We start from the raw sequence: 17,465 nt of genomic DNA, 5'->3' as shown, positions 1-17,465 counted from the left end.
CATGTCGCTCATTCGCTGACGAGGCTGGTGCTGTCGGAGTACTGGGAGAGCCGGAACACGACGAACTCGGCAGGTTTGACCGGCGCGACGCCGATCTCGCACATCACCTGGCCGAGGTCGATGGACTCCTGCGGGTTGGTGTCGCGGTCGCACTTGACGTAGAACGCCTCTTCCGCTGTGCGACCGAACAGCGCGCCCTGCCGCCACTGCTCGGTGAGGAACGCGGTGATATTGCGCCGAATGCTGGCCCACAGGCGGTCGTCGTTGGGCTCGAAGACAACCCACTGCGTGCCCAGGAGAATGGACTCCTCCAGGTAGTTGAACAACCTGCGCACGTTGAGGTAGCGCCACGCCGGGTCGGAGGACAGCGTTCGGGCGCCCCAGATCCGGATGCCGCGCCCGGGGAACGCGCGCACACAGTTCACCCCGACCGGGTTGAGCAGGTCCTGCTCTCCCTTGCTCAGTCCCGTTTCCAGGTCGATCGCGCCCCGGATCACCTCGTTCGCGGGCGCCTTATGGACGCCGCGCTCGGCGTCGCTGCGCGCCCACACCCCGGCGACGTGCCCCGACGGCGGCACCAGGGTGTTGCGGCCGGTGGCCGGGTCGAACACCTTGATCCACGGGTAATACAGCGCCGCGTAGCGCGAGTCGTAGCCCGCCTCGTCCATGCGCCACGCGCGCACCTTCTGCGCGGACAGCCCAGGCGGGGTGTCGAGCACCGCGACGCGGTCGGCCATCTGCTCGCAGTGCGAGATCATCGCGAGCTGCACGGCCTTGACGCCTTCAAGGCCGATCAGGCCGCGCTGGTAGGCGCTCATCAAATCGGGCACGGCGAGCATGGTGATCTCGTCGACGGCTTCGAGTCCGCCGAACCCGGTCCGCGCCTCGATGTCGCCGACGTACTCCTGGGCGTCGAGCTTCGCGGGCGCGCCACTGGGACCGGCGGGCAGGGTGACGGACTGCTTGTCCGGCCGGGCCAGCGCCGTCCCGGACTGCTCACTGACCTCGATCAGCTTGGACCGCTCGGCGACCTGCGTGACGACGTAGTTCTTGAGGTTCTTCTTGGTGGAGACGTCGAAAGTCTCCACGACCTTGCCGTCCTGGCGCACCAGCAGCCTGAACCGGTCCTCCGGCGGGTTTTCCCCCTCCGCGTCAGCGATCTCCACGGCGATTTCCCCTGCCGCAGACGGTTTCGCCGAAATCCGCAGACCGCCGAGCGTCGCTGGGACCGCGGCCTGCTCGACTTCCTGCGTGGCGCTGCCAACGCGGACGATGTAGGCCGAGCCGCCGCCGTTGGCGAAGTAGCCGTAGACCGCGTGCGGAAGGTAGGCGTCTTCGTTGAAACCGCCGAAATGCTGGGTGAACTGGTTCCAGTTCGTCACCAAGGTCGGCTCATGGAAAGGCCCCTGCTCGGCGAACCCGACGAAGGCAGCTACCGCGGTGCCGACCCCTTCGATTGGGCGGGCTCCGGACTGAACCTCCTCCACGTACACGCCTGGGGAGAGGTACGACGGCATGTTCGCTCCTTCGTTCATTCGCTCTGGCTTGGTTCAGCGTGTCCTTGCGTGGGGTGGGGCGACAGGGCTGGTGGGGCTCTGGTGGGGGCAGGGTGGCTGCCTTCTCAGGCATGGCTGGCTCTCGTGGGTTCCGTGGGTGGCTGGTTCCGGGGGTTTGCTCGATGGAGTGGAGTGGTTTCTTCGGGGCCCCTACGAAGGAAGATCCCGTCGTGGGAAAGACGGGTGGGGAGCCTTCGGCCCCACGACCACGGCAAGTTTAGGGATCTTCCTTCACCCCCAAAGAAACCACTCCACCCCATCGAGCACTGGGCGAGCGCTGGTTCGGCCTGGCCAGGGGGCGGGTTCGCTGCTGCTCGTTCCGCACCATCGAGCACCTGGCAGGGTTCGTGCGGCTTCGTGGGGGCGTGGGTTCGCTGCTGCTCGTTCCGCACATTGAGCACCTGGCAGGGTTGGGTGCGGTTGGCAGGAGGGCTGGTTCCTGGTATTTCGCCTGCTTCTCGTTGCTTGGGAGTTAGGAACCGGGGGTGTCCAGCCAAGGGCCGAATTCGCTTTCCAGCACCAGCCTTCCGAGCTTGCGGTACTCCTGGCGGACGGCGGCTATCACGTCTGCCATCGTCACGGGGCTGTCGGCTTCCGCGGCCAGGTAGGCCGCGGTCACGGCGCATGCTCGGATGGAACCGCCTGCCAGCTCGAAGCGTTCTGCGCAGAACTCCAGGTCCAGGTCGGCGGCGCGGGGCAGTGCCTTGCCAAGGCAGCGGTCCCAGAGGGCGCGGCGGTGTGGTGCGTCGGGCATTGGGAAGTCGGCTATGACGTCAAGGCGGCGGGTGAACGCGGGGTCGACGTTGGCGCGCAAGTTTGTGGTGAGTATGGCGATGCCCTCGAAGGTTTCCATGCGTTGCAACAGGTACGCCGACTCGACGTTGGCGTAACGGTCACGGGCGTCCTTGACCTCGGAGCGTTTGCCGAAGATCGCGTCGGCCTCGTCGAACAGTAGGACGCCGTGCACGCCTGCGGCCTCGGTGAAGATCCGCTCCAGGTTCTTCTCCGTCTCGCCGATGTACTTGTCGACCACTGTGGACAGATCGACCACATAGAGGTCCATGCCCACCTCGGCGGCGATCACCTCAGCCGACATGGTCTTGCCGGTTCCGGACTCGCCCGCGAACAGGGCGACCACGCCGCGGCCCCGACCGCCGCCGGGGCGCATGCCCCACTGGCCCAGCACGCGGTCCCGGTGCCGCGCCCGCATCGCCAGTTCGCCTAGGTGCCGCCGGGTCTGCTCAGGCAGCACCAAATCGTCCCACCCGATCGTCGGGGTGACCCGCCGCGCCAGCCGGTCCAGTCCGGCCCCGTTGCGCGCCCGCACGCCCGCGCGGACGTCGGCCAGGGTGACCGGCCGCCCGGCCAGCGCTGCGAGCCGGGTCGCCATGCCCACCGCCCGGTCGATGTCTTCCGCGCCAAGCCGGTACGCGGTGAGTCGCGCGGCGAGCGCGTCGTCTCCCAAGGCTTCAGCCCACCGGGCCCGGCGTTGATCGACGGCCGCGGCGGGCACTGGGACGGACACCACCGGTCGCCGAGTCCACTGTGGATCCCAGTGCCGAATGCCGTGCAGAATCAACGGGACGGACAGCGCTGCGATCTCCCTGATCAGCTCTACCCGTTCGGGGACAAGGATGTCCACCGGTCCCACGACAAGCCCGGCACCGCGCAGCGTCGCCTCGCGGGCGGCGGAGGCCAACGGGGGCTTCTCGGCCAGCGCGGCCACGTCGAGCACCAGCGCGCCGAGGCCCGCCGCGGCCAACGCGGCCACCGCCAGTCCGCCCGCCTCACCGTCAGTGTCACGCAAGTGGACTGGTCCGGCGCTGAGCGCGGTGCCGAGCCGTTGCGCCAAGCCGCTTTCCGCGTCCCCAGCCGCCACAATCCTGGCCACGCCCGCCAAGGCCGGGTCTGGTTCGTCGTCGCCGAGTAGGTGCGCCACCACCCGGTCGGGCACCCGCAGCACCCGGGACAACCCGGGCAGCCCGAGCTCCTGGACTTCGATCAGGCCACCGGCCACCAGCGGCGCGGTCGCGGTGAAGCGAAACCGGCCCGTGCCCGCCGGAGGCAGCCCACACAGCTCCAACGCCAGTCCGATGGTCGCCCTGCGCCGGGTGACGTCGTCGTTGAGATAGCCGTAAAGGCGCTCGAACCGGGCGTCGACATCCGGCGCCAGCGCGACAAGCAGCAACTCCACCGCCACCGGGTCGAGGCGGAAGCGTCGGGCCAGGGTCAGCAGCCGGGGGCCGGGCGCGGGCACCATCTCGGCGAGCACATCGAGGTCCGGGTCTTCCTCGGGCGCGACCAGCATCGGCTCCCGGGGCGTGGAAAGCACGCGCTGCACGGCTTCCGGCGTCAGGTAGAGTCCGCGGAACGGGTCGTCTGGCGTGGGGTCGGTCGACCGCCGCGCCGCGACCGCACGCCGGACCCGTCGCTCCACCGCCCCAAGCCGCGCCCACAGGTACATCAGGTCGGGCGCCTGAACGGAGGCCACTGTGTCGGTCATCGGCTCGTCCCCCGCCGCCGCCGTCCCGGGGGCAGGGCCTTGGGCCGGGACACCGCGAAACCCTCGCCCTCGGCGCGGGTAGGGCCGTCGTAGCGGAGGCGGTGCGCGGGTTCGTGCCCGGAGCGCAGGACCACGCCTTCGGTGACCGGCGGCCCGGCCGGTGTCCGCGCCCCCGCCAGCGGCGCGGTGACCTTCACGTCGATGGCGGGCTTGAGTTCCCCGCCGAGCGCGGACCACACGTCGGTGACCGCGCGGCCCTCGGAAACCGGTCCCGCCGTCTCCAGAGAGACCGCCAAACCCAGCTCCGCCAAGGAACCAGTGAGCCAGCGGGGGGCCAGCGTGTCGGAGCGGGTGAGGGTCGCCAAGGCCTCGGACAGCAGGCGGTGCTCGTCCTGCGGCCGGTTTGTCCACGCCGTCACCAGGTAGGAAAGCTGGTACCAGCGCGGCGGCGGGCGCCACCCGACGACCATGCCGTCCGCGTCGTGCTCCTCGACCGTGCCGGTGCGCCGCAGGGCCAAGTCCTCGCGGATGTCGTAGAGGAACACGTTGACCGTGGGGCCGTTGCGGCGAGCCGTCCACTCCGTCGTCGGCGCGTCGAAGGCCAGTTCGCCACCGCCGCCGGGCACACCCGCCTCGGTGAGCAGTCTGCGGATGCCCTCGTCCACCTCGTGGATCACCAGCGCCTCCCCGTCATCTGCGCCGCACCCAGTCCGGCGGCCCGATAGTGCCGGGCACCACCAGGAACGGCGTGGTCACCGGCCCGAACCCGGGCCTGGCCGCGGTGATCACGCGTTGGCCGGGCTGGTCCTTGCCCAGGATCAGCAGTTGCGCGGCGAACCCGCCGTCCGGCCGGGGAATCGCGGGCGCCGCGGGCGCGGTGATGCCGGGCGACCAAGTGAGCCGCACCGGCGCGCCGGGCGGGAAGTCCAGTCCGCGCACGGAAGTCACGAACCCGGGCTCGCCGATCGGCGGCACGGCGACGATCCTGGGCAGCAGCACGCGAAACGGCGTGGTCGCGGTGTTGTCGGCCGGGTCAGCGTCGGTTCCGGTGGTCCGCAGCGTCGCGGACACGGTGGACTCCCCCGGCTGGGTCGGAGCCAGAATCACCTGCACCACTTGAGTTCCGCCGGAGGGCAGGTCCGCCAACGCGCAGCCCTCCGGCGCGCAGCCGGGCGGGACGGCCGCCACCGGCACCGACGCGGGCAGCCCGAAGTCCAGCCGCAGCCCGGTGGCCAGGCCGCCGGAGCCGTTGCGCACGGTGTAGGTCACCGTCGACCGACCGCCCACATAGGACGGATTCGGCTGCGCCTCGACGCTCACGCCAGGACCGGCCAACGGCGGTGGCGGGGGTGGCGATGGCGGCGGGAGTGGCGGCGGTGGCACGGGTTCCGGGTTGGCGACCGGGATCACCGTGCCCGCGGCGTTGTCCGACGGCAGCGGGTCAAGCACCGGCCCGGCCACCGTGAACCCGACGCGCGGCCGCCCCCGCGCCACCCCCACCAGGTCGGCGGTGACCTCGACGGAGGCGCCCGGCGCGAGCACGTCGAACACGCACCGCACCTCCGCCACAGCGCACCGGCCGCCGTCCGATCGCAAGTCTGCCAACCGAATCTCGTTCGGCACGGCGAGAACCAACTCCGCCCCCGGCGACGGGGAGGGGCCGCGGTTGGTCACGACGACCGTCACCGGCACCCGGCCGCCGACGTCCACGCCCGGCGCCTCCGGCGGCGCGGCGACCGCCAGGTCGACCGACTGCTGCCAGGTCGGCTCCTTCTGCCTGCCGGGCAGGTTCCAGTCGAGCGGGGTCAGCGCGCCGGTGGCCACGTCCAGCACCGCCAGCGCCTCCGGGGACCGCGCGTCGCCCGCGCGGCGGGTGGTCAGCACCAACTGGCTGCCGTCTGGGGAAAACGCGGCGTCCCGGGGTTGGAACGGGCCCGTTGGCGCGTTCAGCGGTGTGGCGCACGAATTCGCCTCCGCCGGGAGCAGCACCCGGCAGTTTAGGTCCGCGAGGGAGACGAGCAGCACGCCGTCGTTCTCCCGGTTGAAGACCAGCGACCGGCTGTCCGGGCTGAACGCCGAGCTGTCGTCGGTGACCGCGCAGTCGAACCCGCACACCCCGGCGCTGAGGTCGCGCTGTTGGTCGAGGGTCCCGGCCCGCGCCGTCCACACGTGGTTGTCGCGGACCTCGCCGTTCGGGCCGTCGAACACCCGGCCCCGGGTGAACGCGAGCGTGGCGCCGTCCGGGGACCACGACGGCTGGGTGTCCTCCTCGCCCGCGGCTTCCGGCGGCGGGCGCAGTTCCCCGGCCACCGCGCCGGTGGCCGCGTCGACCACGACGACCCGGCTGGGACCGCCGTCCGGGCGCACCCCGCCGGGCGAGCGGCGGGCGAAGGCGATGAACCGGCCGTCCGGCGACCAAGCCGCGTCAAACTCCCAGTCGGCAGGCTGCCGGTCGGCGACCGGCAGCGGGCGCGGGTTGGCCCCGTCCGCGTCGACCAGCCAGATCCGCTGCACCCGCCTGCCGTCGATGTCCTCGAAGCGGCTCACCGCGATCCGCCGCCCGTCCGGGGAATAGCTCTGCCGCTGGTTCCACGGGTCGAATCCCGGCCGAGGGTGGAACAGCAGGTTGGGCTGCTCGCCCGCGAGGGGATCTTCGCGCAGCACGGCGAATCCGAGATCGCGCGGGTCGGACCCGTCCGGGCGCATGTCCTGGAGGGTCGCGGTGATCCCGTTCGCGGCGGAAGTCCGCGACACCACCAAGTGCTCTCCGCGCGCGTCCTCAAGCCAAGTGGGCGAGCCGACTTGCCGGTCCTCGGTCAACAGCAGCTCGGGAATGTTGGTGATGGGGATTCCTGGCGCGGTGTGGGCCTTGTAGACCTTCTCGACGTTCGGATCGGCCGTGCACGAGCAATCCTGGTCCCGGGAGAGGAACAGCAGCGCCTCCCCGTCCGGCTTCCACGCGGGCCAGCGGCTGCCCCAGCCCGCTTGGTTCCCGCCCAGCAGCGGCGTTCCCGCGCCGCCGCCGTCGATCACCCGGACCTGGGACGCCGCCGCCCGGGAGAAGGGGTAGAGGGTGTAGGCGATGCGGTCGTCCACCGGGTTCCAGGCCGGTTCCCTGGCATCGCCGCCGGGCTCGCGGGTGACTTGGACGGTCTGCCCGCCGCTCACCGGCCGCCGGTAGATTTCCCAGTCACCGCCCCGGTTTCCGGCATAGGCGATATTCCTGCCATCGGGAGAGAACGTCGGCCAGGTCTCGTCCGCCGCGCTGTCGGTGAGCCTGCGCAGTCCGGTCCCGTCGACGTTGACCAGCCACAGATCCCGTTGCGTGCCGACGAATCTCGGCTCGGCGGAGTCGAACACCACCGTCCGCAGGTCCGGCGAGAGCTGCGGGTGCCCGGCGTCCCGGTCAGTCGTCAGCCGCCGCACCGCGCCATCCGCGGCACGCAAGTACACCTGGGGCCGCGCGTCGTCGCGGAGGCTGACGAACACGGCCAAGTCGCCGCGCGCGGACACCTGGTCGTCGTAGTGCGCCGGACCGGGACCCAGCAACGGATCGGTCGGCCGCGGCCGGTCGGGCACCGGGTCGAGCACCGCGCCGAGACTCCGGTGCCCGGTGCCGGTGAACGCGATCCGGCCCGCGGGCCCCGGCGCCTCCTGGGCGGCGGCGGGCGTCCGCGCCGTGACTCCCCACACCACCGCGGTCCCGGCGCACAGCGCGGCGACCGCGACGGCGGCGAGGCAGCGGGTTCGCGCGTTGTGCGCCACATCTCCACCTTCGGTCAGGTTCTGCCGCGATCCTCACCCGCGCCCGCCCGCGCCCGCGAGGTCCCCGCGGGCAGCGTCGCGGAAAACCGCGGGGACACCGGGGCAAGCGGGCGTGTCCGATCAGATCAGCCCGTGCCGCAACGCGTACCCGACCGCGTGCGCCCGGTTGCGCAACTCCAGCCGGGTGGTGACCTGGTGCAGGACGTTCTTCACGGTCCGCTCGGAGAACGACATCTTGGCCGCGATCTCGGCCGTGTCGAGCCCTTCCGAGAGCAGCCGCAGCATGTCCGCCTCGCGCGCGGTGAGCGTGGACATGCCCAGTCCCCGGGGATCGAGCACGCTGCGCTGCAACCGGCCCACGTGGTCGAGCAGCTTGCCGAGCAGGTCGCCGGGCAGCACCGCCTCGCCCTTGGCCAGCGCGGAAACCGCGGCCACCAACCGGTCCTGGCTCGCCTCCGCGCGGCGGATCACCGCGGCCACCCCGCACTCGATGGCGGTTTGCAGCGAGTTCTGCTCGAACCGGCCGACCACCAGCCCGGTCCGCGTCGGCGACGACCGCTGCAACCGGCGCAGCAGCCGCTCGGCGTTCTCGTCCACCTGGTCCACCACCACCAACGACACGCGCGCCCGCTGGTCCTCCGCCGCGGCCAGCACCTCCACCTCGGGCCGGGGGCGCAACTGCGCGGTGATCCCGGCCCGCAGGACCGGATCCTCCGCGTACACCGCCAGCGGAACTCTGGTCATGTCACCCCTCCTGAGCGCAACCAACACCACAGGCGCGAAACGGAGATCGGCGCCCGGTCCCATCGTGCGCCGACCGCGCCCGGCGGGGCAGGCGCGCGCCGCCCGCTGTGCACCGCCATTGCCGATTGATTGCCCTTTCCTCCCTGCCGCGGCCGAATCCGCGTCCCTACCGTTCGACAAGTGAGCACTACGACCGAGTTCGGGCTTCCCACCGTGGTCGTGACCCCTGGTCTGGAGACCAGCACGACGCTGACCGTCCGCAACGACAGCGACATCGTCGAGGCGTACGAGTTCGACGTCGTGGGCGACTGCGCGCCGTGGACGAGCGTCGAGCCCGCCCGTCTTTCGCTGTATCCGGGCACTTCCGAGCAAGTGGCGGTGCTGCTGCGGCCGCCGCGCTCGCCCGAGGTCCGGGCGGGTGAGACGCCGCTGGCCGTGCGGGTGCTGCCGGTCGAGCGGCCGACGTCGGTGGTCGTGCCGGAGACGACCGTGGTGGTCGAGCCGTTCGGGGCGCAGCGGGTCGCGCTGGTCCCCGAGCGTCGTCGCGCCTGGCGCGGCGCCCGCTACCGGGTCGAGGCGCGCAACGAGGGCAACACGCCGGTCGCGGTGTCGCTGGCCCCGGCCGCCGCGGACGACCAGATCGCCTATCGCGTCAAGGAATCCGTCATCGTCGAGCCCGGCGCGGAGGCCGAGATCGACGTGCGGGTCCGGGTCGGGAAGCTGCTGTGGTTCGGCAAGCCGGTCGACTGGCCGCTACGGCTGACCGCGGCCGCCGACGCGGCGGCTCCGGTCGCCCTCGACCGCCAGGAGCACGACCTCGACGGCGAGTTCGTCCAGCTTCCGCTGCTGCCCAAGTGGCTGCTGGCGCTGGCCGCGCTGCTGCTGGCGCTCATCCTGGCCTGGCTGGCTCTGGTGCGCCCGGCTGTGCGCAGCGCCGCGCGCGAGGCGGCGGACGACCGGGCGCAGGAGATCGCCGACGTCGGCCGCGAGCAGCCCGCCGCGCCGCCCCCGCCGCCAGCGGAGACCCCGAATCCGCCGCCTCCGCAACAGGAAGGCGGCGGCCAGGAGACCGGGACCGGGACCGGCGCCGGGACGGGTGGCGGCCGCGGGCAGCAGAGTTCGAGCACCATCGAGGTCCGCACCAACACCGGCGACCGCGGCACCGGCAGCTACACCGTGCCCGAGGGCAAAGTGTTCCGCGTCACCGACATCCTGGTCGCCAACCACCAGGGCGACGAGGGCGTCGTCACCATCGTCTTCGGCGACCGCGTCATCACCACGATCGCCCTGGAGACCTTCCGCAACCAGGACTACCACTGGGTGACCCCGATCGACATCCCGGAGAACGCCGCCGTCTCGGTCGAGGTCGCCTGCGCCCGGCCGGGCACCCCGGCAAGCGGCCAGCAGGCCCGAAACTGCCTGCAACTGCTCAACGTCAGCGGCGAACTGGCCGATCTCCCCCGCTGATCCAGCCGACCCCGCTGTCCGTACTTGTCCGTACTTGTCCCGCGTGGGCGCTGATCCAGTCAGATCACGCCCGCGCGCAGGGCGTAGGCGACCGCGTGCGGCCGGTTGCGCAGGTTGAGCCGGTTGGTGACGGCGTGGATGACGTTCTTGATCATCCGCTCCGAGTAGCAGAGCCGGGCCGCGATCTCCGCGGTGTCGCACCCCTCGGCCATCAGCCGCAGCACGTCGATCTCCCTCGGGGTCAGCCCGGCGGTGTTGTGGCCCAGCGGAGCCAAGATCTCCCGTTGCAGCCGCTCGACGTGCTTGAGCAGCTCACCGAGCAGGTTCGGCGGCAGGACCCCGCCGCCCGCGGCCGCGGCCAGCACCGCGCTCGGCAGCCGCTCGGTCGTCGCGGCCGCCCTGGGCAGCACCGCCACCACCCGGCACTCCACCGCGGTGAGCACCTCCGCCTCGCCGATCTCGTCCACCACCAGCACCACCGGCGGGCCGAGCCGGGCCGCTGCCGAGCGCAGAGCCGAGACCAGCGCCGCGGTGAGCCGGGCGGCCGCGACGACGACCACCTGAGTCGCCTCGGTCGGCGCCCCCGGCTCCACGACCAGGTCCGGGCACGTCCGGAGCTGGCTGGCCAGCCCGACCAGGGTGAGGGGGTCCGCGGAGCTGACCGCGACTCGGACTCGTGTCACTTGTTCCTCCCCAATGCGGTTGTGTCGTCCCCAGCCTGGCCGGGGCGACTCCACGAACTCTTCACGCGGCCCTCGGGCGCCCATCACCCGTCGCCGCCCGCGCGTTCCCTGCGGTTCCACTCGTCGAGCAGCGCGTCGATCCAGGCGCGCAGCAGCGCCGAGGTCTCGGCGTCGCCGCGCGCCCGGCGCAGGTCCCTTGCCGCCGCAGTAAGTTCGGCGACGAGATCGGCGGCGGCCACGTCCCCCGGGGCGTCGCTCACGGCCGCTCCCTGGCGCGCCGGGCGGCGATCCGGAAAGCCTCGATGTACTTGGGCAGCTCGACCAGCGCCTGGTCCCAGTGCCCCGCGGTGACCTGTTCGGCGAACGCGGCGTCCACGGCGAGTTTCGCCACCCCCGGGGCGATGTCCGCGCCCGCGGCCGCGCGCAGCCTGCGCGCGATCTCGCGGCGGCGCAGCCGCGCTTTGACGATGTCCAACGTCCGGTGCAATTCGGCGATCACCCGTTCGGCGTGCTCCGGGTCGACCACGAGCAGGCCCTCGGTGGCCAGGTAAAGGAAGAGGTCGCCCGCGAAGTCCTCCGCGCTGTCCCCGGCCGAGGCGCCGGGGCCATCGGGTCGCCTGCCCATCGCACCTCCGAACGGGGTCCGGGAATCGACAACGGTTCCCGGAGCCGAGATCGCGTCGGCTTCGTCGGCCTGCCAACCGAGCCCACCACGGGCCCGGCGCGCGGCAAAGCGTTGCGGCGCAGGTGTGCCCCCTCGGGCCCGACCGGGTGCCCGCATGGTCACTGCGCGCACGCGCGGACCGGGCGAGCCAGGACCAGTCGGGGGTTCGCTTACTCCGGAAGGGCATTTTCGGCGCGATTAATGAGAATCACACCGGCTTGGTTGCGCGCACATCACGGCCGAGTGTAAGATCACATTCGGTGAATGCGAAATCACTCGCGCCGACCGGGCTACGTCGACGTTCCGCTGGTCTGAAATAGGAACAGGACAGGAAACGATGACGGCGAATAACTCGGCATCGTTGCGCATCGATCTGCTGGGCCGACCCGTCGCCCGACGCGCGGGAGTCGAACTCGATTTGGGCTCGGCGCGCAGGCGGGCGGTGTTCTCGGTGCTCGCCGTGCGCGCGGGCGACGTGGTCACCCGGGAGCAGTTGATCGACGCGGTGTGGGACGGCGTCCCGCCCGCGAGCGCGGCGGCGATCATCCAGACCTACGTCTCCGACCTGCGCCGGGCGCTGGAACCCCGGCGGGAGCGGTGGTCCGCGGGCGAAGTGCTCACCACGACCGGCGGCGGGTACCGCCTGCTCGTCCCCGACAGCGGCTTGGACGTCCGCCGCTTCGAGGCGTTGCGCGAGCAGGCTGGCGCGCACCGGCGCGACGGCGACCCGGTGGCCGAGCGGGCCGCGCTGGAGCGGGCATTGGCACTGTGGCGCGGCGAAGCGCTGGCCGGGGTGCCGGGTCCGTTCGCACGCGGTCAGCGGGTCCGATTGACCGAACTGCGGCTGGCCGCCTGGGAACGGCGCGCGACGCTTCTTTTGCAAGCGGGCGAACACGACGAACTAGTCGGGGAATTGCCGATGCGCATTCACGAGAACCCGTTTCGGGAAGAACTTTACGGACTGTTGATGACCGCGCTCGCCCGCGGCGGGCGGCGATCGGAGGCGCTGGCGGTCTACCGGACGGCGCGGGCGACGCTGGTCGACCGCACCGGGGTCGAGCCCGGCGCGGCCCTGCGCGGCCTGCACGAGCGGATCCTCGCGGGAGATCCCCTCGGCGACGGCGATAGCGATGGTGACCGGTCCGCCCACCCGCGCGCGGGCAGACCCGAGGCGGTCGCGGCCAGACCCACCAGGTTCATCGGCAGACGGTTCGAGGTGTCGCGGCTGCGGACCGCGGTGACCGCGGTCGCGGCGGGGCGCGGCGGCTGCGTCTGGATCGAGGGCGAACGGGGAATCGGCAAGACCAGCGTGCTGGCCGAGGGGCTGGCCGGGGCGGAGCACGTGGGCTGCGGGCTGGTGTGGGCGACCGGCGACGAGGTGACCGGGGCCCTGCCGCTGGCCGAGGCCCTGGCCCAGGAAAGCCTGGGGGGCCAGGAAAACCACGAGGACGTCCTGGCGCTGGTGCGGGCGCGGTGCGGGCAGGCGCCCCAGGTAGTGGTGCTCGACGACGCGCAGTGGGCCGACGCGGAGACCGTCGCGCTCGGCCGTCTGCTGCACCGGCTCACCGCGACGCTGCCGCTGCTGCTGGTCGTGGCCTCCCGGTCGACCGGGGGCCGGGCGCCGGACCGGCTGCGCGCGCCGCTGGCTGGCGGCGGCGCCGACGTGCTGCGGCTGCGGCCGCTGACCGACGAGCAGATCCGCGACCTGATCTGGTCGCTGGCTCCCCGGCACGCCGACGCCGACCTGGTCGCCTTCACCGTGCGGCAGGCGGGCGGGAACCCGCTCTACGCGCGGGCCGTCGTGGCCGCGGTGGTGGACGAGGGCATGGCGATCGGCGACCCGGCCGCCGTGCCGCCCGGGCTGGCCGACACCGTGCGCGGACAGGTGGATTCGCTGCCCGAGGGGGCCCGCGCCGCGCTGCGGTCGGCGGCCCTGCTCGGCGACGCCTGCGCCGTGGGCGAACTCGCCGCGGCCATGGGGCTGCCGGTGGAGCGGGTGCTGCCCGATCTCGACGGCGCGATCGACGCTGGTGTGCTGGCGATGTCCTGGGACCGGCTGCGGTTTCGGCACCCGGTGGTGCGGCAGGTGTTGCGCGCCGGGATTCCCGGCCCGATCCGGGCGGTGCTGCACCGGCAGCTGGCCGAGTCGCTGGCCGCCGCGGCGGCCGCGCCGGAGCGGGTGGCCGAGCAACTGCTGGCGGGCGGGGCGCGGATGGACGCCTGGGCGTGCGCGTGGCTGGCCAACAACGTCCGGCAGATGTCCGAGCACGCCCCCGACACCGCGATCGATCTGTTGCGGCACACCACCGAGCAGGACTGCGTGCCGCCGGTGCTGCGCGCGGCGTTCACCTCGACGCTGGTGCGGCTGCTGCTGGACCGCACCGAGACGGCGGGCCTCTCGCGGACCGAGACCGAGACCGCGGCGCTGGACCTGGCCGCACGGACCCGGCAGGCTCGATCGGGGCGACGCGCGGCGCCGGAGGTGCCCGTGCCCAGGCGCGCCGCGGCCTGCCTGGGCACCGGGACCCGCTCGACGCGCAGACGCGAACCACCCTGATCGCGGGCGAGGGAGGCATTGTGCTGGCGGGCGACGCCGAACTGCGGGTCAGCGTTCTCGGGCCGCCGCGCGCCTGGCTCGGCGACACCGAGATCGCGTTGGGCCCGGCCCGGCAGCGCGCGGTGTTCGTCGCGTTGGCCACCCGCGGGGGCCAGGTCGTCGCGCGGCACGAGTTGATCGACGGCGTGTGGGGCGAACGGCCGCCCGCGAGCGCGAACGGCAGCCTGCACACCTATGTCAGCGGGCTGCGGCGCGCGCTGGGCCCAGCCCGCGCGCTGCTGGCGACCGACGGGGCGGGCTATTCGCTGCGGCTGGCGGACTGCGCGCTCGACGCGGAGATCTTCGACCGGGCCAGGACGCGGGCGCGGCGGCGGTTCGCCGCGGGCGACTGGCACGGGACGGCGCGTGCGCTGGACGCGGTCGCCGGGCTGTGGCGCGGCGAGGCGTACGCGGGGGTGCCCGGCCCGTTCGCGGCCCTGGAGCGGGCGCGGCTGACCGAGGCGCGGCTGAGCGCGCTGGAGCTGCGCGTGCGGGCGGCGGTGGAGACCGGCGAGCACGCCTGCCTGCTGCCCCTGCTGCGCGCGGAGATCCGCGCGCACCCGCTGCGGGAGTCGCTGCGGGAGGTGCTCATCGGCGCGCTGCACCGGTCGGGGCGGCCGGTGCTGGCGCTGGCCGCGTTCGCCGACGCGCGCCGGACTCTGTTGGCGGAGCAGGGAATCGAGCCGGGTCCGGCGCTGCGGGACCTGCGCGGCGCGATCTTCGCCCGGGCGGGCGCACCGGCCGCGGGGCCACGGGCCGCCGCCTTCGTGGGCCGTGGCGAGGAGACCGCGCTGCTGCGCGGCCTGGTCGCCGACGTGCTGGCGGGCCGCGGCGGGCCGGTGTGGGTCGAGGGCGAGCCCGGCATCGGCAAGTCGGAATTGCTCAAAGCCGCGTTCGCCGACGCGGGCGCGCGCGGCTGCGCCCTGGTGTGGGTGGTCGCCGACGAGCACGGGCGGCAGCGGGTGATCGCCGAACGCCTCGACGGGCACGCGGAGTCCGACCCGGCCGAGGGGCTGTCGGCGCTGGTCGACCGGGTCTGCGCGAACGGCCCCTTGGCGCTGGTGGTCGACGATGTGCACCTGGCCGACGACGCGGGCGTGCTGCTGTGGCACCGGCTCGCGGCGACGGCCCGGCGGCTGCCGCTGCTGCTGGTGGCCGCGGCCCGGCCCGCCCCGAACCGGCCGAGGCTCGCGCAGGTCCGGCGCGGCGTGCGCGCGCACGGCGGCCCGGTGCTGGTGCTGGAGCCGCTGGGCGAGGCCGACACCGAGCGCCTGATCGGCCACGTCGTCGGCGCCCGCCTTGGCGCGAGCCTTCAGGCGGTGGCCCGCCGCGCGGGCGGAAACCCGCGCTACGCCAAGGAAGTGACCGACAACCTCATGCGCGAGAACGCGGTGCGGGTCGACGCGGGCGTCGCCGAGGTTGACCAGGACCACGCGGCCGAGGCGCCCCACTCGCTGCTAACCGAGGCGCGTCGGACGCTGGCCGCCCTGTCCCCGCGGGCGCGGGCGGTCTTGTGGTCGGCCGCGGTGCTGGGCGATGAGTTCGGCGTCGGCGACCTCGCGACGGTGACCGGGACGTCCCCGGTCGACCTGGTGGCCGCGCTGGACGAGGCCGTCGCCGCCGCGGTCGTCGTGGCCGCGGGCGACACCCTGGCCTTCCGCGACCCGTTCCTGCGCCAGGCCCTGCACGCCAGCGCCGCACCCTCGGAGCGCGCGGCGGCGCACCGGCACGCGGCGGAGGCGCTGGCTGGCGCGGGGGCGCCGGTCAGGTCCGTCGCCGAGCAGGTGGCCGCCGCGCCGGTCCCGGTGGACGCGTGGGTGGTGCGCTGGCTGGTGGACAACCACGCCGAGGTGGTCGACCGGGCGCCGTCGATCGCGGTGGACCTGCTGCGCCGGGTCCTGGCCACCGGTCTGCTCACCCGGGCGCGGCGGGCGAGTCTGCTGACCGCGCTGGCCCGGGTCCGGTTCCGGCTGGGGCAGCGCCCGGAGGCCGAGGCGGAGCAGGCGCTGGCGGCCACGACCGACCCGGACGAGGCCGCCGAGGCGCGGCAGGTGCTCGCGGCCCTGCGGCACCAACGCGGTGACACCGAAGGCGCGGTCACCGCGCTGCGCGCCGCGGTGGACGACCCGGCGGTCCCCCGGCCCTGGCGCGCCCGGCACCGGTCGCTGCTGGCCGGTTTCCGCCGGGGCGACCTGACCGACCCCGCTGACCTGGCCGCGATGGAGCAGTCCGCGCGGCAGGCGCTGGCCGACTCGGTGGCGGCGGGCGAGCCCTACCCGGTCGCGCACGCGACGCAGACCCTGTGGCTGGCGCATTCCGTGCGCCGCGACCACGAGCGGGCGCTGGCCTGCGTGGACAGCGCCCTGGCCGTCGTCGGCGACCACCCCGACCTCGCCGAACTGCGCTTCGACCTGATCGACAACCGGGTGTTCACGCTGCACAACCTGGACCGGCTCGCCGAGGCGGGCGCGGCGCTGCGCTCGGCGCGGGAGCAGGCCGCCCGACACGGCCTGCCGGACGGCTTGCCCGTGTCGGCCGCGGTGCACCACTACTGGACCGGCGACTGGGACCAGGCGCTGGCCGACCTGGCCGCGGTGACCGAATACGGTCCCACTGGCGTCCGCCCCGGCCTGCGTGATCCCGGGGCCGCCGTGCTGTTGCGGCACGGGGTCGCGGCGCTGATCGCGGCCCGCCGCGACGACCGCGCGGCCGTGGCCGCCCACCTGGACGCGGTCGCGGCGCAGCCGCCCAGGACCCTGCCGGAACGGGAGAACTGCGACTTCCACCTGATGGCCGTGGCGCTGGCCGCCGAGCGGCGCGGCGATCCCGCCGAGGCGCTGCGCGTGCTCGCGCCGGTCCTGCGACCGGACTACGCGTGGATGATGCTGCGCCACCAATGGCTTCCGCACGTGACCCGGCTCGCCTTGGACGTCGGCGACGCGGACCTGGCGCGGAACGCGCTGGCGGTGTGCGCGGCCGAGGCGGACAACGAGGTCGTGCCCGCGCGGGCGGCCGCCGCGGCGGCGCACTGCCGGGCCCTGGTCGCGGGCGACCCGGCCCCCGCGCTGGAAGCCGCCGCGCACTACCGCGCGGTGGGCCGCCCACTGGAACTCGCCGCCGCCTTAGAGGACGCCGCCGCCCTGCTCGCCGCCGCCGGGCAGGCCGAGGAGGCGACGGCTGCGCTCACCGAAGCGCTCGGGGAGTACGCCCTGGTGCGCGCGCACGGCGACATCCGGCGCGCGGAGACCCGACTGGCCGCGTTCGGCGTCCGGCGGGACCCGGCGCGCCCCGGGTGGGGCGCGCTGTCCGCGATCGAGGTCAGGATCGCCCGCCTGCTCGCCGCTGGCCTGCCCGCCGCGGAGATCGCACGCAGGCTGTCCCTCCCGCACCGGACCGTGCGAGAGCACGTGTCCGGCGTGCTGGACAAACTGCGGGCGAGCGACCGCGTCGGCTGAACGAGACCGGACGGCCCGGCATCGGGGGGCCG

The 17,465-nt window shown here is 73.6% G+C and carries 11 protein-coding genes; 3 read left to right on the top strand and 8 right to left on the bottom strand.

All coding sequences use genetic code 11. The features are described from left to right. Positions 1 to 8: 8 nt before the first annotated feature. The 5 genes from ACZ6SD_RS03765 to ACZ6SD_RS03745 form a co-directional block, all read right to left on the bottom strand. Positions 9 to 1,517 carry a phage tail sheath family protein gene (locus ACZ6SD_RS03765; RefSeq protein WP_465315353.1) on the bottom strand — a complete coding sequence of 503 codons (1,509 nt, stop codon included), beginning with the start codon at positions 1,515 to 1,517 and terminating at the stop codon, positions 9 to 11. A gap of 511 nt (positions 1,518 to 2,028) precedes the next feature. Then, positions 2,029 to 4,059: an ATP-binding protein gene (locus tag ACZ6SD_RS03760; RefSeq protein ID WP_465315352.1), complete on the bottom strand. Its 2,031-nt coding sequence runs from the start codon at positions 4,057 to 4,059 to the stop codon at positions 2,029 to 2,031. Beyond that, entirely contained in the window at positions 4,056 to 4,736 is a 681-nt protein-coding gene (locus tag ACZ6SD_RS03755; RefSeq protein WP_465315351.1) for a Pvc16 family protein, read from the bottom strand. Before ACZ6SD_RS03755 ends, ACZ6SD_RS03760 begins: the two co-directional genes overlap by 4 nt. 13 nt (positions 4,737 to 4,749) lie before the next feature. Next, on the bottom strand, positions 4,750 to 7,824 hold the full coding sequence (locus tag ACZ6SD_RS03750) for a hypothetical protein (protein WP_465315350.1): 3,075 nt from the start codon (positions 7,822 to 7,824) through the stop codon (positions 4,750 to 4,752). Positions 7,825 to 7,944: 120 nt separating this feature from the next. Next, on the bottom strand, positions 7,945 to 8,568 hold the full coding sequence (locus ACZ6SD_RS03745) for a helix-turn-helix transcriptional regulator (RefSeq protein WP_465315349.1): 624 nt from the start codon (positions 8,566 to 8,568) through the stop codon (positions 7,945 to 7,947). A gap of 180 nt (positions 8,569 to 8,748) precedes the next feature. On the opposite strand from ACZ6SD_RS03745, the gene ACZ6SD_RS03740 reads away from it, so the two are divergent. Continuing rightward, positions 8,749 to 10,035, top strand: a complete 1,287-nt coding sequence (locus tag ACZ6SD_RS03740; protein WP_465315348.1) for a COG1470 family protein — start codon at positions 8,749 to 8,751, stop codon at positions 10,033 to 10,035. A 59-nt stretch (positions 10,036 to 10,094) separates the two neighbouring features. On the opposite strand, the gene ACZ6SD_RS03735 is transcribed toward ACZ6SD_RS03740, so the two are convergent. From ACZ6SD_RS03735 to ACZ6SD_RS03725, 3 genes are all read right to left on the bottom strand, one after another. Next, positions 10,095 to 10,718 (bottom strand): helix-turn-helix transcriptional regulator, encoded by a 624-nt coding sequence (locus ACZ6SD_RS03735; RefSeq protein WP_465315347.1) that lies wholly within the window; start codon positions 10,716 to 10,718, stop codon positions 10,095 to 10,097. An 83-nt stretch (positions 10,719 to 10,801) separates the two neighbouring features. Further along, complete coding sequence (locus tag ACZ6SD_RS03730; RefSeq protein ID WP_465315346.1) at positions 10,802 to 10,978, bottom strand: hypothetical protein; 177 nt, start codon at positions 10,976 to 10,978, stop codon at positions 10,802 to 10,804. Further along, a complete protein-coding gene (locus tag ACZ6SD_RS03725) occupies positions 10,975 to 11,343 on the bottom strand; it encodes a hypothetical protein (RefSeq protein WP_465315345.1) in 369 nt (122 codons plus the stop codon). Before ACZ6SD_RS03725 ends, ACZ6SD_RS03730 begins: the two co-directional genes overlap by 4 nt. Before the next feature lie 400 nt (positions 11,344 to 11,743). Here ACZ6SD_RS03725 and ACZ6SD_RS03720 point away from each other — a divergent pair, with 400 nt between their 5' ends. Both ACZ6SD_RS03720 and ACZ6SD_RS03715 read left to right on the top strand, forming a co-directional pair. Beyond that, a complete protein-coding gene (locus tag ACZ6SD_RS03720) occupies positions 11,744 to 13,939 on the top strand; it encodes a BTAD domain-containing putative transcriptional regulator (protein WP_465315344.1) in 2,196 nt (731 codons plus the stop codon). A 20-nt stretch (positions 13,940 to 13,959) separates the two neighbouring features. Further along, entirely contained in the window at positions 13,960 to 17,433 is a 3,474-nt protein-coding gene (locus tag ACZ6SD_RS03715; RefSeq protein WP_465315343.1) for a BTAD domain-containing putative transcriptional regulator, read from the top strand. Positions 17,434 to 17,465 lie beyond the last annotated feature (32 nt).

Source organism: Actinokineospora sp. NPDC051303, assembly GCF_055586285.1.
The sequence above is the reverse complement of the archived record's forward strand: the minus strand, read 5'-3'. Positions and strand labels throughout refer to the sequence as shown.

Coding starts and splice junctions, on each gene's coding strand:
- ACZ6SD_RS03765 (WP_465315353.1), bottom strand. CDS start 1,517: ATGCCGTCGTACCTCTCCCCAGGCGTGTACGTGGAGGAGGTTCAGTCC.
- ACZ6SD_RS03760 (WP_465315352.1), bottom strand. CDS start 4,059: ATGACCGACACAGTGGCCTCCGTTCAGGCGCCCGACCTGATGTACCTG.
- ACZ6SD_RS03745 (WP_465315349.1), bottom strand. CDS start 8,568: ATGACCAGAGTTCCGCTGGCGGTGTACGCGGAGGATCCGGTCCTGCGG.
- ACZ6SD_RS03725 (WP_465315345.1), bottom strand. CDS start 11,343: ATGGGCAGGCGACCCGATGGCCCCGGCGCCTCGGCCGGGGACAGCGCG.